Annotated in this window: 16 protein-coding genes; 5 read left to right on the forward strand and 11 right to left on the reverse strand. The window is 74.4% G+C overall.

The genetic code is table 11. From position 1 onward, the window contains the following. Positions 1-692 (forward strand): septation protein SepH (gene sepH / locus ACFU5J_RS15745; protein ID WP_430579350.1); only part of this gene is annotated, 692 nt, incomplete at its 5' end. A gap of 18 nt (positions 693-710) precedes the next feature. Here the strand turns inward: sepH and ACFU5J_RS15750 are convergent. The 5 genes from ACFU5J_RS15750 to ACFU5J_RS15770 form a co-directional block, all read right to left on the reverse strand. Further along, the gene (locus ACFU5J_RS15750; protein WP_430575933.1) at positions 711-1,370 is read right to left on the reverse strand and encodes a thymidine kinase; all 660 of its coding nucleotides are present in this window, start codon (positions 1,368-1,370) and stop codon (positions 711-713) included. 27 nt (positions 1,371-1,397) lie between these two features. Continuing rightward, positions 1,398-2,018, reverse strand: a complete 621-nt coding sequence (locus ACFU5J_RS15755) for a DinB family protein (protein ID WP_430575934.1) — start codon at positions 2,016-2,018, stop codon at positions 1,398-1,400. Positions 2,019-2,089: 71 nt separating this feature from the next. Then, positions 2,090-3,307 carry an alkaline phosphatase family protein gene (locus tag ACFU5J_RS15760; RefSeq protein ID WP_430579351.1) on the reverse strand — a complete coding sequence of 406 codons (1,218 nt, stop codon included), beginning with the start codon at positions 3,305-3,307 and terminating at the stop codon, positions 2,090-2,092. Continuing rightward, positions 3,304-3,903 carry a DUF5998 family protein gene (locus ACFU5J_RS15765; protein ID WP_430575936.1) on the reverse strand — a complete coding sequence of 200 codons (600 nt, stop codon included), beginning with the start codon at positions 3,901-3,903 and terminating at the stop codon, positions 3,304-3,306. Before ACFU5J_RS15765 ends, ACFU5J_RS15760 begins: the two co-directional genes overlap by 4 nt. Positions 3,904-3,965: 62 nt before the next feature. Beyond that, the gene (locus ACFU5J_RS15770; RefSeq protein ID WP_430575937.1) at positions 3,966-6,758 is read right to left on the reverse strand and encodes a GNAT family N-acetyltransferase; all 2,793 of its coding nucleotides are present in this window, start codon (positions 6,756-6,758) and stop codon (positions 3,966-3,968) included. 151 nt (positions 6,759-6,909) lie between these two features. On the opposite strand from ACFU5J_RS15770, the gene ACFU5J_RS15775 reads away from it, so the two are divergent. Then, entirely contained in the window at positions 6,910-9,393 is a 2,484-nt protein-coding gene (locus ACFU5J_RS15775; RefSeq protein ID WP_430579352.1) for a DNA topoisomerase (ATP-hydrolyzing) subunit A, read from the forward strand. A 78-nt stretch (positions 9,394-9,471) separates the two neighbouring features. On the opposite strand, the gene ACFU5J_RS15780 is transcribed toward ACFU5J_RS15775, so the two are convergent. Continuing rightward, entirely contained in the window at positions 9,472-9,843 is a 372-nt protein-coding gene (locus ACFU5J_RS15780; RefSeq protein ID WP_430575939.1) for a DoxX family protein, read from the reverse strand. Between the two features lie 212 nt (positions 9,844-10,055). Further along, positions 10,056-10,757 carry an alpha/beta fold hydrolase gene (locus ACFU5J_RS15785; protein WP_430575940.1) on the reverse strand — a complete coding sequence of 234 codons (702 nt, stop codon included), beginning with the start codon at positions 10,755-10,757 and terminating at the stop codon, positions 10,056-10,058. 50 nt (positions 10,758-10,807) lie between these two features. Here ACFU5J_RS15785 and ACFU5J_RS15790 point away from each other — a divergent pair, with 50 nt between their 5' ends. Continuing rightward, positions 10,808-11,266 carry a GNAT family N-acetyltransferase gene (locus ACFU5J_RS15790; RefSeq protein WP_430575941.1) on the forward strand — a complete coding sequence of 153 codons (459 nt, stop codon included), beginning with the start codon at positions 10,808-10,810 and terminating at the stop codon, positions 11,264-11,266. Here ACFU5J_RS15790 and ACFU5J_RS15795 read toward each other — a convergent pair. Together ACFU5J_RS15795 and ACFU5J_RS15800 are read right to left on the reverse strand one after the other, a co-directional pair. Further along, positions 11,179-11,925 carry a lysoplasmalogenase gene (locus tag ACFU5J_RS15795; protein ID WP_430575942.1) on the reverse strand — a complete coding sequence of 249 codons (747 nt, stop codon included), beginning with the start codon at positions 11,923-11,925 and terminating at the stop codon, positions 11,179-11,181. The two genes, ACFU5J_RS15790 and ACFU5J_RS15795, sit on opposite strands and share 88 nt — an antisense overlap. Positions 11,926-12,168: 243 nt before the next feature. After that, complete coding sequence (locus tag ACFU5J_RS15800) at positions 12,169-13,284, reverse strand: GNAT family N-acetyltransferase (protein ID WP_430579353.1); 1,116 nt, start codon at positions 13,282-13,284, stop codon at positions 12,169-12,171. 139 nt (positions 13,285-13,423) lie between these two features. Between ACFU5J_RS15800 and ACFU5J_RS15805 the strand changes: the two genes are divergently transcribed. Both ACFU5J_RS15805 and metH read left to right on the forward strand, forming a co-directional pair. Beyond that, positions 13,424-14,317: an SMP-30/gluconolactonase/LRE family protein gene (locus ACFU5J_RS15805; protein WP_430579354.1), complete on the forward strand. Its 894-nt coding sequence runs from the start codon at positions 13,424-13,426 to the stop codon at positions 14,315-14,317. An 88-nt stretch (positions 14,318-14,405) separates the two neighbouring features. Further along, positions 14,406-17,981 (forward strand): methionine synthase, encoded by a 3,576-nt coding sequence (metH, locus tag ACFU5J_RS15810; RefSeq protein WP_430579355.1) that lies wholly within the window; start codon positions 14,406-14,408, stop codon positions 17,979-17,981. A 68-nt stretch (positions 17,982-18,049) separates the two neighbouring features. Here the strand turns inward: metH and ACFU5J_RS15815 are convergent, their stop codons facing one another. Both ACFU5J_RS15815 and ACFU5J_RS15820 read right to left on the reverse strand, forming a co-directional pair. Continuing rightward, a complete protein-coding gene (locus ACFU5J_RS15815) occupies positions 18,050-19,885 on the reverse strand; it encodes an OmpL47-type beta-barrel domain-containing protein (RefSeq protein ID WP_430579356.1) in 1,836 nt (611 codons plus the stop codon). Between the two features lie 71 nt (positions 19,886-19,956). Next, positions 19,957-23,994 (reverse strand): ThuA domain-containing protein, encoded by a 4,038-nt coding sequence (locus tag ACFU5J_RS15820; protein ID WP_430579357.1) that lies wholly within the window; start codon positions 23,992-23,994, stop codon positions 19,957-19,959. Positions 23,995-24,005: the final 11 nt, after the last annotated feature.

Genomic DNA, 24,005 nt, shown 5'->3' on the forward strand with positions numbered 1-24,005 from the left:
ACCCCAAGGGCCGCGTCGTGACGCCGCTCGACGACGAGGCACGCTGGCTCGGCCAGCCCGACGACCCGGTCTCGCCCGACGTGCTGGGCGTGCCGTCGGCCGGCAGCCGCACCGTCCCGCCGCGACGGCACGTCGAGGACGACACGACGGCGCTCCTCCTGGACGACCTCGCCGGGCGGCGCGGGCAGCGGCCGGGCGAGCGGCACCGCTCCCCCGCCCCGCGGCGGCAGGAGGAGGAGTCGCCGACGACGACGGACGTCCCGGTGGGCCGCGTGTCGGCGCCCGGGGTCGACCTCGCGCCCCCCGACCCCGAGGTCGACGAGGCCGCGGGCGCCAGCATCGTCGACCTCGGCTCGCGACGCGCCGGTCTGCGGACCGCGGCGCCCGAGCGGTCGAGCCACCCGTCCGGCAGCGCGCGGCGACCGATGCCCGGTGTGCCCGGCGCGCCGGGGCCGCAGGAGGACGAGCTGCCCGCCGGCGAGGAGGACCAGGCCGGCGGCCGCGACGACGTCGTGGACGACGCGCCCGCGCCGAGCGGCCCGCCCGCCCAGGGCGCCGGTCCGCAGCCGGCCGCACCCGCGCCGCGCACCGACAAGCCCGCCTCGGCCCGCCGCTCGGGACGCAAGGGGCGCGCGCAGGTGCCGAGCTGGGACGAGATCGTCTTCGGCGGCGGCCGCCCGTCGTCCTCGTGACGGCGGGCGCGCCGCCCGCTACGCCCCGTCGCCCAGGTCCAGCTGGTCGGTGACCGCGGAACGGCGGCGGGCGTCGGCGTCCGTCATCCGGCGCATGTGGTGGCGCCGGCACAGCACCTCGTAGGACACCGGCGCGGCGTCGGGCGCGCCCGCCACGTCGCCGATGACCACCTGGTCGCCCTCGACCACCATGACGCCGCCCACCGTGCGCGCGTTGTGCGTGGCCCGGGCGCCGCACCAGCACAGCGACCGCACCTGCAGCACCTCGATGCGGTCGGCGAGCTCGATGAGCCGCGCCGCTCCCGGGAACAGGCGGGTGCGGAAGTCGGTCGTGATGCCGAAGGCGAAGACGTCCAGCTCCACCTCGTCCACGAGGCGCGCGAGCTGCTCCACCTGCGCCGTGGAGTAGAACTGCGCCTCGTCGCACACCAGGTAGTCCACCACCCGGCCGGACTGCCGCTCCGCGGACACGACCTCCCAGAAGTCGGTACCGTCGGTGACCTCGCGCGCGTCCACCTCGAGGCCGAGCCGCGAGGAGAGCCGGGAGTTCCCCGCCCGGTCGTCGCGCGTGAAGATCAGCCCGGACCGGCCGCGCGCCGCGTGGTTGTGGTCGGTCTGCAGCGCCAGCGTCGACTTGCCGCTGTCCATGGTCCCGGAGAAGAAGACGAGCTCGGCCATGGGGCAGATCCTGTCAGACGCGCGGACCTACTGGCCGACGCGCCCGTCGACGCACTCGCGCAGCAGGTCGGCGTGGCCGCAGTGGCGCGCGTACTCCTCGACGTGGCTGAGGAGCAGCTCGCGCAGCTGGATCTCGCCGCCCGGCTCGGGGCCGAGGTCGGACAGCCCGGCGTTGGTCGTGCCGAGGTCCGGCACCGACGCCACCATCCGGTCGGTGGCCGCCATCTCCGCCCGCCAGCTGCGGAACGCCTCCTCGACCACCGCCGGGTCGGCGACGGCGCCGTCCCAGTCGCCGTCGCGGCGCTCCTCGCTGCGGTAGAGCCAGGGCGCGTCCTCCCCCGTCATGATGCGGCGCACGTGCCGCTCGTCCTCGGTGACGTGCCGCACCAGCCCCAGCAGGGACATGGTCGACGGCGGCACCGAGCGGCGCGCGAGCTGCTCCGCGTCCAGGTCCGCGCACTTCATCTCGAGGGTGAGCCGGTAGGACCGCAGCGCGTCGAGCAGGAAGGCCCGCTCGTCGTCCGTGCCGGGCTCGAGCTCGAGCGGGCTCTCGCGCGGGTCGTCGTCCGGGTCCACCCACATGTCGGGGTAGACGGTCGCCCGCGTCCACCGGGGCGCGGGCGCGGGCACCTGCTCACGGGGTTCCATCCCGGCATCGTGACACCCGCGGGACCGCGTCGCCACGACTTTCCCGCGCCGCGGCCCCGGTACCTGCCCGGCTACGCCTGCGCGACGAGCAGCGGCACGACCATCTCGGCCGGCGTGAGCGACCCGTGCACGCCCGGCATCTCGCGCGCGCCCGACGGGTGCAGCCGCGAGTCCACGACGGTCGCCGCGCCGCGCGCGGCGACCAGCACGTCGCCCACAGCGGGGAGCACGTGCGGGGCGACGGGCCCGAGCCAGCCCGCGGCGACCGCGTCGTCGCGCAGCATGACGAGCGCGTCGTCGCCGAGCACCCCCGCCCAGCGCTCCGCGACGTCGCGCGGGTCCCTGCCGGGCTCGACGTAGACGTGGGTGGCGCGGGGCTCGCCGCCGAGCAGGGCGACGTCGCGCGCCAGCTCGGGGTGCGCCGCGACGTCGTGCTGACGGGCCGCGGCCGCGGTCACCTGCCCGTGGTCGGCGGTGACGACGACGAGCGTGCCGCGCGGCACGGACCGCACCAGGCGGCGCAGCTCGGAGTCCGTCTCCTCGAGGGCGTCGCCCCACTGCCACGACTGCGGGCCGTGCTGGTGCCCCGCCTTGTCGACGGCCCCGTGGTACAGGTACACGAGGCCGGGCTCGCGCAGCTCGCGCACCGTCGTGCCGACCTGGGCGTCCAGGCCCTCGGCGGTCACGTAGCGCGGGCCGCGCAGCGCCGCGCGGGTCATCCCGGAGCCGGCGAACCGCGCCGGGCCGGGCGCCACGACGCGCACGCCGTCGGCGACGAGGGTCTCCAGCACCGTGGGCTCGCGCTGCAGCGCCTCGGGCTCCGCCCGCATCGGCCCGGAGAGCTTGGTGCGCCGGTACGGGTCCGACTGCTCGGTCCACGAGACGGTGGTGGCCAGGCCGCCCGTGACGGGGTTGCGCTGCGTGTAGCCGAGCAGCCCGGTGCGGCCGGGCGCGGTGCCCGTGCCGAACGTCGCGAGCGCGGCCGCCGTGGTCGACGGGAAGCTGGACAGCACCGAGCGGCCGTCCGCGGCGAGGGAGCGCAGGAACGGGGCGTGGCCGCCGCGCTCCGCAAGGTTGGCGAGCCCCAGCCCGTCGACCAGCACGACGACCGCGCGCTGCACGCCGGTCGGCAGGCCGAGCGCGTCGCGGCAGTCGGCGGACCGCAGCCCGGTGGAGGTCGTGACGTCGGCGCCGAGGGCACCCGCCACGGCGGGCAGCACGGCGGCGAGCGAGCCCGTCCCGTACGACGGCGCGAGCAGACCGTCGGGCAGCGCGACCGAGGTCGTCATCGGACGACGCGCCCGCCCGTCCCGGTCGCGGCCGACAGCGAGCGCGCGAACGCCGTCGCGCGCCGGAGCGCGTCGCGCCCCTCGGCGGCCCCGCTGACCCGCACGACGACGTCGTCCGGGGTGAGCTGGCCCGTGAGGCCGTGGTCGGCCTCGCAGGCGGGGTCGGGGCACTGCGCCGGCTCCAGGTCGATGCGTGAGACGGCGCCCCAGCCGATCGCGAGGGTCAGCTCGGACGCGCTGTCGCCGGGGCGGTGCTCGGCCGGCTCGTCGACGACGTGGGTGAGCGCGACCGACCGGATCTCGCTCAGCGGCACGGCCTCCGTGGTCGCTGCCGCGGACGACGGGTGGGCGGCGTCGCCCTCGTGGTCGTCCACGTGGGCGGTGACGAGCCGCGTGGGCGTCAGGGCCAGCACCGTGAGGTGGCGGCGCACGGCGTCGTCGAAGGTCGTCTCCGCCTGCACGAGGTGGGCGAGCACGTCCTCGTCGGCGAGCGCGACGTCCAGGACGTCCTCCACGAGGTCCGGGTAGTACCCGGCCCGGCGCACGTGGGCGGACAGGTCGGCACGGAGGTTGTCTCGAGCGGTGGCATGCGGCACCCGCGCATTCTCCCACCGTCCTGCCGGGGGCGGCCACCACCGTCCCCGGCCCCCACCACGGGTCAGGCCGGCAGGGCCCGGCGGGGCGCGTCGGCGCGCTGGGCGGCCCGCAGCCGGACCCCGGCGTGCAGCACGCTCACCCCCACCGAGCCGGCCACCACCGGGTAGAGCTCCAGGGACGCGACCTCGGGCAGGTCGTCCGCCAGCACGGACACGCGCGCGAGCACGTCCTCGAGGGCGTCGATGTCCGCCTCCGGGGCCCCGCCGTACCCGAACAGCCGCGGCGCGGCGCGCACCGTGCGGACCATCGCGGACACGTCGACGTCGGTCAGCGGCGGGATGCCGTAGGCGACGTCGTCCAGGAGGTCGGTCGCGTCGCCGGCGAGCCCGAACGACACCTTGGGACCGAACAACGGGTCCTCGCCGGAGCGGATCACGCAGGGCACGCCGACCGGGGCCATGGACTGCACCTCCATCGCCGGGTCGGCCTCCCCCAGCACCTCCTGCGCGACCTGCCGCATGCGCTCGACGTCGGAGCGCAGCTCGCCCTCGTCGGCGATGTCGAGCCGCACCCCGCCGAGGTCGGTGCGGTGACGCAGCGCGGTCGAGGCCGTCTTCAGCGCGACCGGCCAGCCGAGCTCCCCCGCCGCGGCCACCGCCTCGTCGGCGGTCCGCACCGTCCGCGAGCGCCGCAGCCGCAGCCCGTAGCAGTCGAGCAGCTCCGCCGTCTCGTCCTGGGTGAGGGTGCGCCCGTCGCCCGGGGCCGCCGCGAGCCAGCCCTCGACGAGCCGGCGGGCGCGGCGGGCGTCCATGCCGTCGGGCCGCACGTGCGTCCCGCGGTCCTCGGTGCGCCAGTGGGCGTAGGTGACGACCTTGCCCAGCGCGGTCACCGCGTCCTCGGGCGTGGAGAAGGCCGGGATGCGCACGGGGGTGCCGTCCGGGCCGGTCGCCGCGAGCTCGTCGGGCAACCCGCTGAGGCCGAGCATGGACGCGACGGTGGTACGGCCGGTCCGCGCCGCGGCCTCGGCGACGGCGCGGGCCACCGCCCCGGTGCGGGGCACGACCACCGGCACGTCGACGGCGACCACGACGTCGCACGCGCCCGGCGCGTACAGCGCGTCCGTCACCTGGGCGATCTGCGCGTCCGTCGCGTCGGGCGGCAGGAAGTCGGACGACGCGGCGACGACGAGGCCGGCGGCGGCCGCGGCCTCCGCCACCAGCGCCGCGAGCGCCGCCGAGGACGCGAGGATGCCGACCCGCGGACCGGCGGGCAGCGGCTGGTGCGCCAGCACCTGCGCGACGTCCATGAGCTGGTGGGTGTTCTCGGCCCGGATCACGCCGGACTGCCGCAGCATCTCGTCGAGCAGCCGGCGCGGGGCCCGGGTGGCGCGCACCGCGTGACCAGGCGGCACGACCTGCCCGGACTGCCCCGCCACCACGACGACCACGGGCTTCACCCCGGCGAGCCGGCGCGCGATGCGGGAGAACTTGCGCGGGTTGCCGATCGACTCCAGGTAGAGGCAGACGACGGAGGTGCGCGCGTCGTCCTGCCAGTACTGCATGAGGTCGTTGCCGGACACGTCGGCGCGGTGCCCCGCCGACAGCAGGGCCGAGACGCCGAGCCCGCGCCGCTCGAGCGTGCGCGTGAGCGTGACGGCCGCGGGCGCCGACTGGCAGAACATCCCGACGACGCCGGCGCGCGGAGCCCGCTCGGCGAGGCTGGCGTGCAGGCTCGCGCCCGGGGTGGTGGTGAGCAGGCCGAAGGACGCCGGGCCGACGACGCGCATCCCGCCCGCGTGCGCGGCGCGCACCAGCTCGCGCTGCCGCGCCAGCCCGGCGGGGCCGGTCTCGGCGTACCCGGCCGCGAGGACGACCACGCCCCGCACACCCCGGCCGCCGAGGCGCCGCACCGCCGCCACGGCGCGGCCCGGCGGCACCGCGAGCAGCACGACGTCGACGTCCGCGACGTCGTCCCACGACGCGGCGACCGCGACGCCCGGGCCCGCCAGGCCCGACGGGGCGGGCAGCCCGTCGGGGAGGGGGCCGGGGGCGCCGAGCACCGTGAGCTCCGTGTCCCCCGGGTCCGCGAGCGCGGAGTCGACCACCCGCTGGGCGAGGTGGTGCTCCGGCGTCGCGGGCCCCGGGCCGGCGGGCCCGGGACCGACCAGGAGCACCCGGCGCGCGGACAGCAGCGCCTGCATGGACCGCGCCTCGGCGCGGTGCTCGCGGTCGGCCATCACCTCGCGGGAGCGCTCGGTGGGGTCGAGGTCGAAGGCCACCGTCACGACGCCGTCGTCCAGGTGCTGGCTGATCGCGTACCCGGCGTCGCGGAAGACGGCGAGCATCGACGCGTTCTGCGGCAGCACGTCGGCGGTGAAGCGGCGCACTCCGCGCTCGCGCGCCGCGGCCGCGACGTGCTCCAGGAGCACCGACCCGAGGCCCTTGCCCTGCATCGCGTCCGCGATGTTGAACGCGACCTCGGCCTCGGTGTCGGTGACCTTGTCGTACCGGGCGACGCCGAGCACGTCCTCGCGGGGGTCGCCCTCCTCGTCGACGCCGGGCCGCACCCCGATGAGCGCCACGCGGTCGTGCTGGTCGAGGTGGGTGAGCCGGTTCAGCTCCCGCTCGGTGAGCCGGCGCACGGGCGCGAAGAAGCGGAAGTACGCCGAGCGCTCCGACTGCGCCTCCTGGAAGCGCTGGATGGCGTCGGCGTCCTCGGGCCGCAGCGGGCGCAGGTGCATCGTCGAGCCGTCGCGCAGCACGACGTCGGCCTCCCACGCGACCGGGTACTCGGGTCCCGGCCGCGGGTCCTGCTGAGCACCTGGCCGGGCGTCCGGCTGGTCGGGTTCGTCCACCCGTGCAGGGTATCGGGGCGCCCCGACCCCGGCCCGACCGCCGACCGCCGCCGCGCCTGCGTCGGGCTGTGGGCGCCGGCCGCTAGAGTCTGGTCGGGCCGTCCGCGGCCCGCCCCCGACCGAGCCAGTCCGAATCCAGGAGCCGCACCGCATGGCGCGCAAGAGCAGCAGCGCACCCGCCACCGACGAGCCGTTCGACGAGAAGATCGTCGACATCGACGTCGCGGCGGAGATGGAGGCGTCGTTCCTCGAGTACGCGTACTCCGTCATCTACTCCCGCGCCCTGCCGGACGCCCGTGACGGGCTGAAGCCGGTGCACCGCCGGATCCTGTACATGATGTCGGACATGGGCCTGCGGCCCGACCGCGCCCACGTGAAGTCCTCGCGCGTGGTCGGCGAGGTCATGGGCAAGCTCCACCCGCACGGCGACACCGCCATCTACGACGCGCTGGTGCGCCTCGCGCAGGACTTCTCCATGCGCCTGCCGCTGGTCGACGGCCACGGCAACTTCGGCTCGCTCGACGACGGCCCGGCCGCCCCCCGGTACACGGAGGCCCGCCTGGCCCCGCCGTCGATGGCGATGACGGCCGGGCTCGACGAGGACGTCGTCGACTTCGTCCCCAACTACGACAACAAGCTCACGCAGCCCTCCGTGCTGCCGTCGGCCGTCCCGAACCTGCTGGTCAACGGCTCGTCCGGCATCGCGGTGGGCATGGCGACGAACATGGCGCCGCACAACCTCGTCGAGGTCGTCGCCGCCGCACAGCACCTCATCGGGAACCCCGACGCCACGCTCGACGACGTCATGCGGTTCGTGCCCGGCCCCGACCTGCCGTCGGGCGGCAAGATCGTCGGGCTCGAGGGCGTGCGCGACGCGTACCGCACGGGCCGCGGCACCTTCCGCACCCGCGCGACCGCCCGGATCGAGAACGTGACGGCGCGGCGCAAGGGGATCGTCGTGACGGAGCTCCCCTACGGGGTGGGACCGGAGAAGGTGATCGAGAAGATCGCCGACGGCGTGAAGGCCAAGAAGATCCAGGGTGTCAGCAACGTCCAGGACCTCACGGACCGCACCCACGGCCTGCGCCTGGTGGTCGAGGTGAAGACCGGCTTCGACCCGGACGCCGTGCTCGAGCAGCTCTACCGCACCACGCCGCTCGAGGACTCCTTCGGCATCAACAACGTGGCCCTCGTCGACGGCCAGCCGCGCACGCTCGGCCTCCTCGAGCTGCTGCGCGTCTGGGTGGCGCACCGCATCGACGTCGTGCGCCGGCGCTCGACGTTCCGCCTCGCCAAGCGGCAGGAGCGCCTGCACCTCGTCGAGGGACTGCTGCTGGCCATCGTCGACATCGACGAGGTCATCCAGGTCATCCGCACCTCCGACGACGCGGCCGCCGCGCGCGAGCGCCTCATGAGCGTCTTCGACCTGTCGGAGCCGCAGGCCACCTACATCCTCGACCTGCAGCTGCGCCGCCTCACCAAGTTCTCCCGCATCGAGCTGGAGAAGGAGCAGTCGGAGCTGGAGCGCGAGATCGCGGAGCTCCAGGAGATCCTCGCCGACGACGCCCGCCTGCGGGCCGTCGTGAGCGCCGAGATGAGCGAGGTGGCCTCCACCTACGGCACCCCCCGCCGCACGGTGCTGCTCGACTCGGCCGGCGGCGCCACCGCGCCCGCCGCCACGAACGGGCGCAGCAAGGCGCCCGCCATCAGCCTGGAGATCGCCGACGCCCCCACCCGGGCCCTGCTGTCCGCCACGGGGCTGCTGGCCCGCACGTCGGGCGAGTCCGCGGACGCCCCCCTCGAGCGGGCGGGCCGCCGGCACGCCCACGACGCGATGCGCGGGGACGTCGCGACGTCCACCCGCGGCGACGTCGGCCTCGTCACCACCGCAGGCCGTCTCCTGCGCGTGTCCGTGCTCGACCTGCCCGCGCTGCCCCCGGTCGACGGGCCGCCGTCGCTCTCCGGCGGCATCCCGGTCAGCGAGCTCGTCGCGCTCGCGCCCGGCGAGACCGCGCTGGCCGTGGTCTCCCTGGACGAGGAGGCGCCGACGCTGGCGCTCGGCACGGCGAACGGCGTCGTCAAGCGGGTCACCGCGGGCGACGCGCCCGCCAACCGCGACGAGTGGGACGTCATCGCGCTCAAGGACGGCGACCGGGTCGTGGGCGCCGCCCCCGTGGGCGAGGACGACGAGCTGGTCTTCGTCGCGTCGGACGCCAGCCTGCTGCACTTCGAGGCCTCGGCCGTGCGTCCGCAGGGCCGCGCCGCGGCCGGCATGGCGGGCATCCGCCTCGGCGCGGGCCAGCAGGTCGTCTTCTTCGGCGTCGCGCGGGCCGCGACGCGCGACCTGCACACCGTGGTCACCGTCGCGGGCACCTCGGGTGCCCTGCCGGGCACGGGCGGCGGGTCCGCCAAGGTCACGCCCTACGAGCTGTACCCGGGCAAGGGCCGCGGCACCGGCGGCGTGCGCGCGCACCGCTTCCTCAAGGGCGAGGACGGCCTGGTCCTCGCCTGGGTGGGCGAGGGCCCCGCCCGCGCCGTGGGCGGCGCCGGGCAGCCCGCCGAGCTGCCGGAGAGCACCGACCGCCGCGACGGTTCCGGTCAGCCGCTGGCCGCGCCCGTCGCCGCGGTCGGCTGACCTGGGCAGGCACGTCCGAGCCGGCGAGGCGACGGCGTCCGGGGTCGTGGGGACCCACCTCGTGCCGGTCGCCCGCCGTCACACGACGGTCGCCGCGAGCGCCCCCGCCGCGAGCGGGAGGAAGACGCACGACGTGGCGTAGAACTGCGGCGTCGACCAGTCGCCGACGCGGACGTGGCTGAAGATCGCGCAGACCCAGAACAGGATCAGCCCGGCGGCCGCCGCCGTCCCGACGTACGGCACCCCGACGAGGCCGGCGAGCAGCCCGGCCGCGCCGGCCAGCTTCAGCGTGCCGATCGGGAACGTCGCCCACGACTCCGGGACGCCGATCGCGGCCAGGTTCTTCTGCAGGCCCGGCAGGACCCTCCGCGGCCGGGCCACCCACAGCACGCCGGAGACCGCGTTCATCGTGACGGCCGCCAGGACGACCACCACCCCCCACGTCGTCACGACTCCACCCGCACGTCGCGGGCCGGCGCTGCGACCGGTGGGCGGGTCGTGCGCCCGCCGTGGGTGCTGGTCCTGTGCTGGGTCATCGTGGGGCTTCCCGTCTCTGGAGCGCGGCGCCCGCCCTCGGTGCCGGGGGGCTGCTCGATGTTCCGACGACGGGTTCGCGACGTTCGTGACGTGGCGCGCGTCACAGGGGCGGCGGCGCCGTCCGACTACGCGATCGCTGCGACGATGGCGGCACCCAGGTCGTCCGGGCGCGTGTACATGGGCCAGTGCCCGGTGGGCAGGTCCACGATCTCGTAGTGGTGCAGCTTCGCGAGCTCGTCGACGAACGGGTGCCCCTCGGTCATGAGCCCGCGCAGCACGTCGGCCGGCATCTCCGACGCCACGACCGTCGAGGGGACGTCGAGCCGGCGCGGGTCGTCGCTGAGGCGGTGCGGCTCGCGCACCGTCCCGCCGGGCTGCGGCGCCGACTCGACGTCGACGGCGGCACGGATCTCGTCGGTCATGTCCCGCAGCGAGTCCTCCTCGAAGGAGGACCAGTCGAGGGGGACCTCGACGACGTCGGCCGGGAGGTCCCCGTTCATCGCGTAGCCGTCGCCCACCGGGCCGGAGTCGACGTACACCACGTGCGAGACGCGGCCCGGGCGCGCGTCCGTCGCGGCGTAGACGAGGCCCCCGGAGGCGGAGTGCCCCACCAGGGCCACCGGGGCGTCCGCGGGCAGGGCGTCGATCGCGGCCACGACCGCGGCCACGTGGTCGGCCAGGTGGATGCCGGCCCGGTCGGCGTCCTTCGACCCCAGGCCGGGCAGCGTCACGGGGTGCGCGGTGTGCCCCGCGCGCTCGAGGACGGGGACGACGCCGTCCCATGCGGAGGCGTTCAGCCAGAACCCGGGAACCAGGATGATGTCCATGCCCCGAGATTAGGTGTGACCTCCGACACCGCTCCTGCTTCACTTCCGCCATGCCCACCCGCGCGCTGCCCGACGGCTACGAGCTCACCACCGACCTCGCCCGCATCGACGCGGCCCGCGTGCACGCGCTGCTCGCCGAGCACGCGTACTGGGCCGCGGGGCGGGCCCGCGAGGTCCAGGACCGCGCGGTGGCCGGGTCCCGCAACCACGCGGTGCTCGTGGCGGCCACGGGCGCGACGGTCGCGTACGCGCGGCTCGTCACGGACGGCGCCACCTTCGGCTGGCTCGCGGACGTCATCGTGGACCCGGAGCACCGCGGGCGGGGCCTCGGCACCGCCGTCGTCGCCGCGGCGCTGGCGGACGTCGAGCCCCTGGGCCTCAAGCGGGTGCTGCTGCGCGCGTCGGAGGACGGCCGGCCGGTCTACGACCGGCTCGGCTTCACGCCCGTCCCCGAGCCGGGGACCTGGCTGGAGCTGCGCGCGAGCACGCCGGCGACCACGAGCGCCTGACCGGCGACGTAGGTCAGCATCACCCAGAAGCCCGACGCCGGCGGCGCGAACCAGTCGGTGAACGCCCCGAGCGCGATCATGGCGTCGGAGGCGAGGAAGACGGCGCCGCCGACCCCGGCGAGGGGGTGCACGCCCGTGGCGAGCACCGCCATGGTCACCAGGCACACGCCGTACACGACGACCGCGGCCAGCAGCGGCCCCGCCCCGGGGGCGCAGGCCGCGACCAGCGCGACGGCCGCCACGGCGTAGGGCAGCAGGAGCACCGGCCGACGCGCGACGCTGTGCGCGCGGGTGGGCCAGAACGCGACGACGTACGCCACCTGCGCGAGCAGGAAGAAGCCGACCATCACGAGGAAGGCCGCGTCCCCGGAGAACGCGGCGGGCGCCGTGTCCCCGAGCCAGGACAGGCCCAGCGCCACCAGCACCAGGCGCACGAGCCGCGACCGGGGCGCCGGCGCCGCGCACCACAGGGTGACGGCGAGCAGCGGCATGAGCGTGCCCTGCGTGACCCGGGCCCACGCGCTCGCCTCGGCAACCTGGGCCACGAGGTGCAGCACGGTGAGCATGGACAACGCCACGGCGGCCGCGCGCGAGCTGGCGGTGGGCAGGAGGCGCTGCGGCGGCGCGGGCAGCAGCCCGGGATGAGCGACGTCGGTCACGCCGCGCAGCCTAGGCCCACCGGGGCCCCGACCGGAAGCCGCTCCCCCGCCGCCGCGGACGGGCCCCGGGCCGCGCCGCCAGGAGCGCGGTCGGAGCGTCGTCCGAGCGTCGTCCGAGCGTCGTCCGAGCGTCGTCCGAGCGTCGTCCGAGCGTCGTCCGAGCGTCGTCCGAGCGTCGTCCGAGCGTCGTCCGAACCCGGTCAGAGCCGGGTCCGGGCTGGTCAGAGCCGGGTCCGAGCCTGGTCAGAGCTCGATCGACAGCAGCCGCGACCCGTGCCGCTTGGTGTACCCGAGGCTCGCGTACAGCCCGTGGGCGCCGCTCGGGTTCTGGGTGTCGACGTCGAGCGCGGCGGCCGCCATCCCGTCGGCGGCGAAGGCCCGCATCCCCGCGGACAGGAGGGCGACGGCGACCTTGCGGCCGCGGTACGCGCGGCGCACCCCGAGGATGTCGGTGTAGCCGAACGGGTAGCCGCGGACCGCGAAGTCCTCCGTGTACCGCGAGGCGATGTGGTACCCGACCACGAGCGGCTCGCCCGCCCGCAGCGCCGCCGCCGTCTCGGCGTCCGTGGCGGGGTCGGCCAGGAGCGCGTCGACGTCCGGCGCGGGGTCCATGACGACGAACGACCACTCGGGCGCGTACATGCTGCGCCCGCTCCGCCACTGCTGCACGGTCATGGGCTGGCTGCCCCAGTGGTCGCGGAACGCGTCGTTGTGCGCCAGGCGCGTGGCCTCGTCGTGCTCGTCGCCGAGCGGCACGAGCCGCAGGCCGGCGTCGGGCTCGACGGCGGGGACCGGGCGGGCCTCGAGGTCGCGCAGGTCGCGCTCCAGGTCGGAGTAGTAGCGCCGGGGCGTGAAGCCGCCGCGCTCGTAGAGCCGCACCTTGGCGGCCGGCGCGTCGTCCTCGAGGAAGCTCGCGATCCGCGCCGGGACCTCCTTGCCGGACGCCGCGAGCAGCTGGCGGGCCCGCGCCACCTGCCAGGCGAACAGCTCGCGGCCGATCCCCTCGCCGCGGCGCTCGGGGTGCACCGCGCCCCACAGGAAGGCCCGCACGAGCAGCGTGTCGCCGGGCATCGACTCCACGTAGCCGTAGGCCCGCAGCGCCCCCTGGGCGTCGAGCCCGAGCACCGTGTCGGCCCCGAGGTCGCGCCACGGCGCCCCGAGGAGCTCGACGATCTCCGCCAGCGTCTCGCGGTAGGGCTCGCGGTCCGCGGCGGCGACCGTGTTCCGCAGCTCCAGGAGCGCGGGCGCGTCGTCGGTCGTCGCGGGCCGCCAGGTCAGCCCGCCGGCGGTCGGACCGGGCAGGACGGCGGGGGCGGCGGCGCGCTCGGCGATCGGAGCGAGCAGGTCGGCGTCGGGCATGTGCTCACGGTAGGACTCCCGCGGCCCGCCGCGCACGGGAATTCGCCGGACCCGGGCTGTTGCCGCGGCGTGCCGTGTGTGGCACGGTGCAGCCTGCTGACCTGCACGGACCCGAGCACGACGACCCCCGGAGCGCGCGATGACCGAGACCGTCCCCGCCGTCTACGAGCGACTCGACGAGCGCTTCGCCGCCGTGGGCGGCGACAGCCGCCTCGAGCGGCTGTGGACCGGCGGCCGCTGGACCGAGGGCCCGCTCTACGTGCCCGCCGGCCGCTACCTGCTGTTCAGCGACATCCCCAACGACCGCGTGCTGCGGTGGGACGAGGCGGACGGGTCGGTGAGCGTCCTCGAGTCGCCGGCGCGCTACGCGAACGGGCGCACGATCGACCGCCAGGGGCGGGTCGTGACGTGCCGGCAGGGCGCCCGCCGGGTGGAGCGCACCGAGCACGACGGCTCCACCACCGTGCTCGCGGACCGCTGGCAGGGCCGACGGCTGAACAGCCCGAACGACGTGGTGGTGTCGGCGGACGGCGCGGTGTGGTTCACCGACCCGCCGTACGGCATCACGAGCGACTACGAGGGCGAGCGCGCGGAGCCGGAGATCGACGGCTGCCACCTCTACCGGGTCGACCCGGGCACGGGCGGGACGACCGCCGTCGCCACGGACTTCGAGCGCCCGAACGGGCTCGCGTTGTCCGTGGACGGCAGCCGCCTGTACGTCGCGGACACGCGCCACCGGCACCTGCGGGTCTTCGACGTCGACGGCGGGCGGATCACCGGCGGGGACGTCTTCGCCGACATCGACGGGGGGCCGGACGGGCTGCGCGTCGACACGGCGGGCCGCGTCTGGGTGGCCGCCGGGGAGGCCCTGCACGTGCTCGACCCCGACGGCACGCTCCTCGGTCGGCTCCACCTGCCCGAGGAGGTCTCGAACCTCGCGTTCGGCGGCCCCAAGCGCAACCGGCTCTTCGTGACGGCGTCCACGTCGGTGTACTCGATCCTGCTCACCGTGAACGGCGCCCCGCTGGTCTGAGGCGCCCGGCCCGCGGAGCCGCCCGTCGCGGCGCCCGCGGCGGTGGACGGGCCGCTCGAGCGGCCCCGCGCGCCGTTACGCTGCACGGGTGACGACCACGCTCGATCCTGCCGCTGCCGACACCCGGTCCACCGGCCTCCGCGAGGCCCTCCGCACCCGCGTGGTCGTGGCCGACGGCGCCATGGGCACGATGATCCAGGCCGCGGACCCGACCCTCGAGGACTACGAGGGGCACGAGGGCTGCAACGAGGTGCTCAACGTCTCGCGGCCGGACATCATCTCCGCCGTCCACGACGCGTACCTCGAGGTGGGCGTCGACGCCATCGAGACGAACACCTTCGGCGCCAACTGGTCGAACCTGTCCGACTACGGGATCGACGACCGCATCCGCGAGCTCGCCCGCGCCGGCGCCGCCCTGGCCCGCGGCCGCGCGGACGCCTTCGCCACGCCCGACCGCCCGCGCTGGGTGCTCGGCTCGATGGGCCCGGGCACCAAGCTGCCCAGCCTGGGGCACACCACGTACGCGCACCTGCGCACCACGTTCGCGGAGCAGGCGGCGGGCCTGCTCGAGGGCGGCGCGGACGCGCTCCTCGTGGAGACCAGCCAGGACCTGCTGCAGGCCAAGGCCGCCGTCACGGGCTGCCACGACGCGATCGCGGAGGTGGGCCGCAGCGTCCCGGTCATCGTGTCGGTCACGGTGGAGACCACCGGGACGATGCTCATGGGCTCGGAGATCGGCGCGGCCCTGACCACGCTCCAGGCGATCGGCGTCGACGCGATCGGCCTGAACTGCGCCACCGGCCCGGACCAGATGAGCGAGCACCTGCGCCACCTCGCGCGGCACAGCGAGGTGCCGGTCACGTGCATGCCGAACGCCGGCCTGCCGGAGCTGGGGCCGCACGGCGCGGTGTACCCGCTGACGCCGCAGGAGCTGGCCGCCGCGCACACGCAGTTCGTGCAGGAGTTCGGCCTCGGGCTGGTGGGCGGCTGCTGCGGCACGACGCCGGAGCACCTGCGCCAGGTGGTCGAGGCCGTGCGCGGCGCGGAGCTGCCGGACCGGAACCCGCAGCGCGAGAACGGCGTCGCGTCGCTGTACTCGCACACGGACCTGCGCCAGGACACCTCGTACCTCGCGATCGGCGAGCGCACCAACGCCAACGGCTCCAAGGCGTTCCGCGACGCGATGCTCGAGGGCCGCTGGGACGACGTCGTCGACATCGCCCGCGCCCAGACCCGCGACGGCGCGCACCTGCTGGACGTCTGCGTCGACTACGTGGGGCGCGACGGCGTCGCGGACGTGCGGGAGGTCGTCTCCCGGCTCGCGTCGGCGTCCACGCTGCCGCTGGTGATCGACTCGACCGAGCCGGCCGTGCTGCAGGCGGGCCTCGAGCTGCTCGGCGGCCGCGGCGTCGTGAACTCGGTGAACTTCGAGGACGGCGACGGGCCGGGTTCCCGCTACGCGAAGATCATGCCGCTGGTGCGCGAGCACGGGGCCGCCGTCGTCGCGCTGACCATCGACGAGGAGGGCCAGGCGCGCACCCAGGAGACCAAGGTCGCGATCGCCACCCGCCTCATCGAGCAGCTCACGAACGACTGGGGCATGCGCGTCGACGACATCATCGTCGACGCCCTGACGTTCCCGATCGCCACCGGGCAGGAGGAGACGCGTCGCGACGCCATCGAGACCATCGAGGCGATCCGCGAGATCACCACCCGCTTCCCCGGCGTGCACACGACGCTCGGCGTCTCCAACGTGTCGTTCGGCCTCAACCCGGCCGCGCGGGCCGTGCTCAACTCGGTGTTCCTGCACGAGGCGACGCAGGCCGGCCTCGACTCCGCCATCGTGCACGCCGCGAAGATCCTGCCCCGCAACGCCATCCCCGACGAGCAGTGGGAGGCCGCGGAGGACCTGGTCTGGGACCGCCGCGCGTACGACGACGAGGGCAACCTCACCCACGACCCGCTGTCGCACCTGCTGGAGCTGTTCTCCGGCGTGGACGCCACCGCCCTGCGCGACCAGCGCGCCGCGGAGCTGGCCGCTCTGCCCGTCGGCGAGCGCCTGGAACGCCGGATCGTCGACGGCGCGCGCAAGGGCCTCGAGGAGGACGTCGAGGAGGCGCTGGCCGACGGGATGAAGGCGCTCGACATCGTCAACACGCACCTGCTGGGCGGCATGAAGGTGGTGGGCGAGCTCTTCGGCTCGGGCCAGATGCAGCTGCCGTTCGTGCTGCAGTCGGCGGAGGTGATGAAGTCGGCGGTCGCCCTGCTCGAGCCGCACATGGAGAAGGTCGAGGGCGGCGAGGGCCGGTCCAAAGGCACCGTGGTGCTGGCCACCGTGCGTGGCGACGTGCACGACATCGGCAAGAACCTCGTCGACATCATCCTCACCAACAACGGCTACACCGTGGTGAACATCGGCATCAAGCAGCCCGTCTCCGCGATGATCGAGGCCGCCGAGGAGCACGACGCCGACGTCATCGGCATGTCCGGCCTGCTCGTGAAGTCGACGGTGGTGATGAAGGAGAACCTCGAGGAGCTGGCCTCGCGCGGGCTCGACCGGCGCTGGCCGGTGCTGCTCGGCGGCGCGGCCCTCACCCGCACCTACGTCGAGGACGACCTCGCGTCCGCGTTCCCCGGCACGGTCCGGTACGCCAAGGACGCGTTCGAAGGGCTGCGCCTCATGGAGCCTCTCGTCGCCATTGCCCGCGGCGCCGACCCGGAGTCCGTGGGGCTGCCCGCGCTGCGCAAGCGCCGCCACGGCGTCGTCACCGTCACCGAGACGGCGCCCGAGGACCTGCCCGCCCGCTCGGACGTCGCCGCCGACAACCCGGTGCCCACCCCGCCGTTCTGGGGCACGCGCGTGGTGAAGGGCATCCAGCTGGCCGACTACGCGGCCTTCCTCGACGAGCGCGCGACCTTCATGGGCCAGTGGGGGCTCAAGCCCGGCCGGGGTGACGACGGCCAGAGCTATGAGGAGCTCGTCGAGACCGAGGGCCGGCCGCGGCTGGCGGCCTGGCTCGAGCGGGTCCGCACGGACCAGATCATGGACCCCACGGTCGTGTACGGGTACTTCCCCGTGTGGTCCGACGGCGACGACCTCGTCGTCGCCCATCACGACGGGCCCGACGGCGGCTCCGGCGGCGAGCCGGGCACCGAGCGGCTGCGGTTCCACTTCCCGCGGCAGCGCCGCGACCGGCACCTGTGCCTGGCGGACTTCGTGCGCCCACGGTCGTTCGCGGACGAGACGGGGCGGTTCGACGTGCTGCCGGTGCAGCTCGTCACCGTGGGTGACACCGTGTCGGGCCACACCGCGAAGCTGTTCGAGGCGAACAAGTACCGCGAGTACATGGAGCTGCACGGCCTGTCCGTGCAGCTCACCGAGGCGCTGGCGGAGTTCTGGCACTCACGCGTCCGCGACGAGCTCGGTTTCGCCGACGAGGAGCCCACCGACGTGGAGGGGCTGTTCAAGCTCCAGTACCGCGGCGCCCGCTTCTCCCTCGGCTACCCCGCCTGCCCCGAGATGGAGGACCGCCGCAAGGTGGTCGAGCTACTGCGGCCCGAGCGCGTGGGCGTGACGCTCTCCGACGAGCTCCAGCTGCACCCCGAGCAGTCCACCGACGCGTTCGTCTTCCACCACCCCGAGGCCAAGTACTTCAGCGTCTGAGCGGGAGGGCAGGACAGCGCGAGTCGGCGCAGCCCCGGACGGGGGCTGCGCCGACTCGCGTGCGGGGGTCAGTTCCCGATGCTGGAACGCTTCGCCGCCTGCACGAGCGCCTTGAGGTCGGCGCTCGTGATGATGCCCTTCGCCGCGATGCCCCCCGCGACGTCCGTGACGTGCGAGACGAACGCCTTGTGGCTCACCCACGGCCCGTCCGCGTCGAGCAGGTCGGCGACGGTGCAGCCGTCACCGGTGTCGACGTTGGCGACCCTGCTGTCGAGGTTTCCGAAGAACACGGTGGCCCGCTCGTCCGACGCGGGGCACGCGTCGATGCCCTGCCGCAGGAGCGTGAACCGCAGCGTCCCCGTCCGGGTGACGTTGCCGACGTTGTCGGTGGCGCGGTACCGCAGGGCGTGCGCCCCCGGCTCCTCGATCACCATCGGGCCGTCGTACTCGCGGAAGGCGCTGTCGTCGAGCGAGTACTCGATGAACGCCACCCCGGAGCCGGAGTCCCGGGCCGTGACCGTCACGGTGGCCTCGTCGACGTACACGCCGTTGGCGTCCTGGACGCCGTCGACCTGGGCCGACGCGATGGGCGGCGTGGTGTCCGGCGGGGGGCCGGCCTCCACGACGACCACGTGCACCATGCCGGCCTCGGACACGTTCCCGGCCTTGTCCGTGGCCCGGTAGTCGAGCATGTGCATGCCGACCTCGTCGAAGACCACGGGCGCGGTGTACTCCTGGTAGTCGCCGCCGTCGAGCGCGTACTCCACGCTCGCCACGCCCGACCCGTCGTCCACCGCGTGCAGCTGCACCGTGGCCGAGCCCTCGTAGGCGCCGTCGGCGTCCTGCTTGCCCGTGACCTCCGCGGTCACCACCGGTGCGGTGGTGTCCTCGGGCGCCTCCACCACGGTGAACGTGGTCGAGCCGGGTTCGGAGACGTTGCCGGCCTTGTCGGTGGCCCGGTAGGTCACCGTGTGCTCGCCCGGCTCTCCCACCGGGACCGGCGACGCGTAGGCGGTGTACTCGCCGCCGTCGAGCGCGTACTCGACGCTCGCGACGCCCGAGCCGACGTCCGTGGCGGTCAGCGCGACCGTCGCGGTACCGACGTAGGCACCGTCGTCGTCGAGCTGGCCGGTGACCTCCGCCGACACGACGGGGGCCGTCGTGTCCTCCCCGGCGGCCACGACGACGACGTGCACGGTGCCGGTCTCCGACACGTTCCCGGCGTTGTCCGTGGCCCGGTAGTCGACCATGTGCATGCCCGGCTCGTTCAGGACCAGCGGAGAGGTGTACGGCTGGAGGTCGCCGCCGTCGAGCGCGTACTCGACGCTCGCGACGCCCGAGTCCGCGTCCTCGGCGGCGAGGCTCACGGTGGCGGCGCCGATGTAGGCGCCGTCCGCGTCCTTGTCCCCCGTGACCTGCGGGGTCACCGTGGGGGCGGTGGTGTCCTCCTGGCCGCCCCCCTCGGTCACGACGAGCTCGCCGACCATCTGCCCGTGCCCGGGGATCACGCAGAAGTACCGGTACGTGCCGGGCGTCAGGTCGACGTCGACCTCCCAGCGCCCGCCGTTCTCGTCCAGCGGGTTGGCCAGGATGTCGAGGGCGACGTCGTGGTTGTACCCCGCCGTGCTGGTGTCGAACGTCAGCGTGTGGCTCATGCTGACGGTGTTGCCGGTGGCGACGCTGTTCTCGAACACGATCGTCGCCGGCCCCGCCTTCGCCGTGGCGGGCGCGGACGCGTACTGGGTGACGCTGTTGCTGCCGGTCCAGGTCAGCACCTGGTCGGCGGCCGTGGTGCCGGCGTCGGCGGCCGGCAGGGCCACGAGGGCCGCCGGGGCGGCCGGCCCGGCCGGCGCCGCTGACGCGGCGCCGGCGAGGCCGAACGACAGGATGCTCAGTGCTACCACTGACGCCCCCACCCACGGGCGGGGCACTCTCCTTCGGGACATCGACGTTCCTCTCGTCGTCGCGGGGGCGGTCACAGGTCCCGCACCCGGATGTTGCGGAACTCCATGGCGTCGGCGTCGCTGTGGTTCTGCAGGCCGATGTACCCGCTCAGGAACTGGCGCAGGTCGGTCGGCGGGTCACCCGCGCGCGACGACTGCTTCCCGGGCGAGTTGTCGAACTCGTTGATCACGACGCCGTTGCGGATGATCGTGTACTGCTGCCCGACGACGCGAATCTCGTACGTGTTCCACTCCCCCTTCGGAGTGACCCGGGCGGCCTCCAGGGTGTTGGGGTCGAAGTTGTACACCGACCCCGTCTTCTGGACCTCGCCGGTGGGACCGTCGTAGATCTGGATCTCCTGGCCGCAGTAGATCGCGACCCACGCCTCGGCGGACGTGAGCTGCCCGCACTCGGGCCGCTGGTCACGCGGCACCCGCGGGTCCGGGAACCGGGTGAAGACCCCGCTGTTGGCATGGCCCTCCCCGGGTGCGACGTCCTTGAACTCGAGCTTGACCGAGAAGTCGCCGAACTCCTGCTTCGCGTACCAGAGCATGCCCAGGCCGCCGTGCGCCCGGATGGACCCGTCGTCCCTCAGGTCGAAGCCGCCGCTCGGCGCCTGACGCCAGCCCGCGAGCGAGGAGGCGGTGCCGTCGAAGAGCCACCGGTACCCGGTGGTCCCGGGGGCACCGATGCGGGAGGTCTGCGCCGCCTTGATCAGCTTGCTGCGCTCGCCGCCCTTGATCTTCCCGTCGGCGAGGAGCTGGTCGGCGACGGCGGTGACGTGGTTGACGAACCGGCCGTTGGAGTCCCACTGCGCCTCGTCGCGGATGAGGTCGGCGATGGTGCAGCCGCCCAGGTCCGTGTTCTTCACCGTCGAGTCGACCTCGCCGATCACGACGGTGCCGCGGGTGTCCGGGATGGTGCAGGTGGTGGCGGCCGACACGTCGACCGTCTCCTTCTCGCCGTCCGCGTACGTCACCGTGAGCGTCGCGGCGTACTTCCCGACACGCTTGTAGGTGTGCTGCGGGTTGGCCTCGGTGGACGTGGAGCCGTCACCGAAGTCCCACGCGTACGAGACGCCGCCCGAGCGGCTGCCGACGAACGCGACGGTCAGCGGGTCGCTCTGCACGCTCGCCCCCGACGCGGCCGGGGCCGGCGTCGCCGGGCCGCCCGTGTAGGAGATCCGGACGAGCTTCTGGTTGTTGTGCAGGGTGAAGAAGCCGCCGCCGTAGTCGAGCAGGTACAGAGCACCGTCGGGGCCGAACTTGGCGTCCATCCAGCTCTGCACCTGGGTCGCGCCGTTGCCACCGCGGATGATGCGGCGCAGGTCCTCGGCGTAGAGCGGGGCCCCGGCCTCGTCGACCGTGTCCGGGTCCACCGTGACGGCGATGCGGTTCGCGGCGTTCGACTGGTCGCCGAGGAACCACTTGCCCTCCCAGTAGTCCGGCCACGCGGCACCGCTGTCGGTGTCGACCTCGGACCGGTGGTAGGTCGGGCCGTTCATCACGGCCTGGCCGCCGCCGCGCAGGTACGGCTCGGTGTACGTCGCCTCGTCGTCGACGTAGGACGGGATGCCGTCCTCGCCGATCGGGAAGACGGGGCCACCGCCACTGGGCGAGTACCAGATCATGTTCTTCTTGACCGGGGGCAGGTCCACCAGGCCGGTGTTGCGCGGCGAGGTGTTCTTCGGGTGGTCGCAGTCGTACCAGCCGGTCAGGACGCTCGCGTCCTCGTTGCTCCGGTCACGGTAGGGCTGCTTGTCGCCCATGCAGTAGGGCCAGCCCTGGTTGCCCGCCTCGGTGATGATCGTGGCGGTCTCGTACTTCGCCGGGCCCAGCTCCGGGTCCGGGGTGTACGCGTCCGGGCCCACCCAGGCGGCCGTCAGCCAGTCCTTCTCGGAGTCCCACGCCAGGCGCGAGATGTTGCGCACGCCCATCACGTAGATCTCCGGCCGGGTCTTGTCGCCCGGGTCGTCCTTCTCGGGGAAGAGGTTCCCGTCGGGGACGGTGTACGTCCCGTCCGGCTCCGGGTGGATCCGCAGGATCTTCCCGTTGAGGTTGTTGGTGTTGCCGGCGGTGCGGCGCGCGTCCTGGAAGGACAGCCCGGCGAACTCCTTGGTCCAGTTGTTGCCGGAGTAGCCGTCCGAGCCGCCCGACGAGTTGTTGTCGCCGGACCCGACGAAGAGGTTGCCCTCGTCGTCGAAGTCCATCCCGCCACCCGCGTGGCAGCAGGAGTGGATCTGCGTCTCCCACGACAGGAGGTCCTTGCGCGTCGACTGGTCGATCGTGTTCGCCTCGGCGTCGTAGGTGAAGCGCGAGATGGTGCGGTCGCCGACCTGACGCTCCCGGTCGACCGACTCGTGCGGCATCCAGAAGACGTAGAACCAGCCGTTCTCCTCGAACTTCGGGTCGAGGGTGATGCCCAGCAGGCCCTCCTCGTTCTTGACGAGCTCGTCGCCCGAGCCACGGTTGCCCATCACGGGCAGGGTGGTCAGCAGCTTGGTCGTCTTGGTCTCCGGGTCCCAGCGGTGGATCGTGCCGCACCCGAGGCCGACGTCCGGGTCGTCCCACGAGACGATCGGGCCGCTGGGGCACGCCGCCTTGCCGACGTAGAAGATCCCGCCGTCGGGCGCGGCCGTCAGGCCGTGGGGCTCACCGATCTGGTCGAGGGTGCCCGCCGCGTTCTGCTGCGTCAGCCGCTCGGCCTTGTAGTTCGCCGCGATGGTCGCCTGGCAGTCGCCGCGCACCATGCCCGCGGACCAGAGCAGGCCGCCGAGCAGGTGGTCGCGGAAGCCCTCCTCCTGGTAGCTGTCGGCGGTGCCGCCCATGCCGGTGTAGAAGGAGCGTCCGCCGTCGTAGTCACGGCACCAGGACACGGGGTGGAACGGGCCGTTCGCGCCCTCGCCCGGGTCGTAGTCCCACTCCTGCACCTGGGCGACGGTGTGCACCTCGCCCACGGGGTTCGGGGACCAGTTCAGCCACCGGTCGGACCGGGTCCACTTGACCGGCAGCTCCTTGGTCGCGGGGTGCTTCCGGTCGGTGACGTTCACCGTCGCCTCCTGCACCGGGATCTCGGGCTCCGGCTCCTCCGCGGAGGCCGCGTCGAAGAGGTCGAGGTCGGCGAGCTGCGTGAGGCCCTCGCCGGAGTTCGCCGTGATGTCGAGGCGGTAGGACGAGTACGCGTCCGTGTTCGCGACGGCGTAGTCCTTGGTCTGGAACCGCTCGGGGAAGTCCTCGCCGGTCCGCCGGTCGAGGTCCTTCCAGGTCGCGCCGTTGTCGTTCGAGCCCTGGAGCGTCCAGTCCTTGGGGTCGCGGCCGTCCGAGTCGTTCGCCGACGTCAGGGCGTACCGGGCCACCGCCACGGGCTCGTTCAGGTCGAAGCGGAGCCACGCGGTGGGCTGGAACGCGAGCCACTTCGTCGACGGGTTGCGGTCGGTGAGCTTCGTCGCGACCTCGTTCGGCGGGTTCTCCGCGCTCGCCGTCACGGTCTTGACCGGCACGGAGTCCGGCAGGTTGCCGGCCGGCCGCGTGCCGATGAGGCCCGTGAACCACTGCGAGCGCGCCTGCGCCCGCGCGGCGTCCCGGATCCCGAGGAACCCGCCGCCCGACTGCACGTACGCCTGCAGCGCGTCCTCCTGGGCAGTGGACATCTCGACGCCCTCCGAGGAGAGGAAGACGACGCCGCGGTACTCCGCGAGGTTCTTCGCCGTGAAGACGGTGGGCTCCGTCGCCGTGTCGACGGCGATGCCGTTCGCCTTGCCGAGCTGCCTGATCGTGGTGGTCGCGACGTTGACGGGGTCGACCTGCTCGGCCGGGTCACCGTGGAACACGAGCACCCGGGGGTTCTCGGCGCTGGTCGGGAGGATCGCGGCCGAGGGCACGACGCTGGCCGTCGGGGCCTTCGCCGCGTCGGCAGAGGGCGCCTGCGTCGGTTCGTCCTGCGGCGTGCGCTGCGCGGCCGCGGGCGTGGCCGCCAGCCCGAAGGCGAGGGTGGCACCGGTGAGCGCGGCGAGGATGCCGCGAGCAGCCCGTGGTGTGATCCGGGCGCTGCCTCTTGCTGTCCGTTCCATCACTGCTCCTT

It is taken from the genome of Isoptericola sp. NPDC057559 (assembly GCF_042801555.1).
Classification (GTDB): Bacteria; Actinomycetota; Actinomycetes; order Actinomycetales; family Cellulomonadaceae; genus Isoptericola.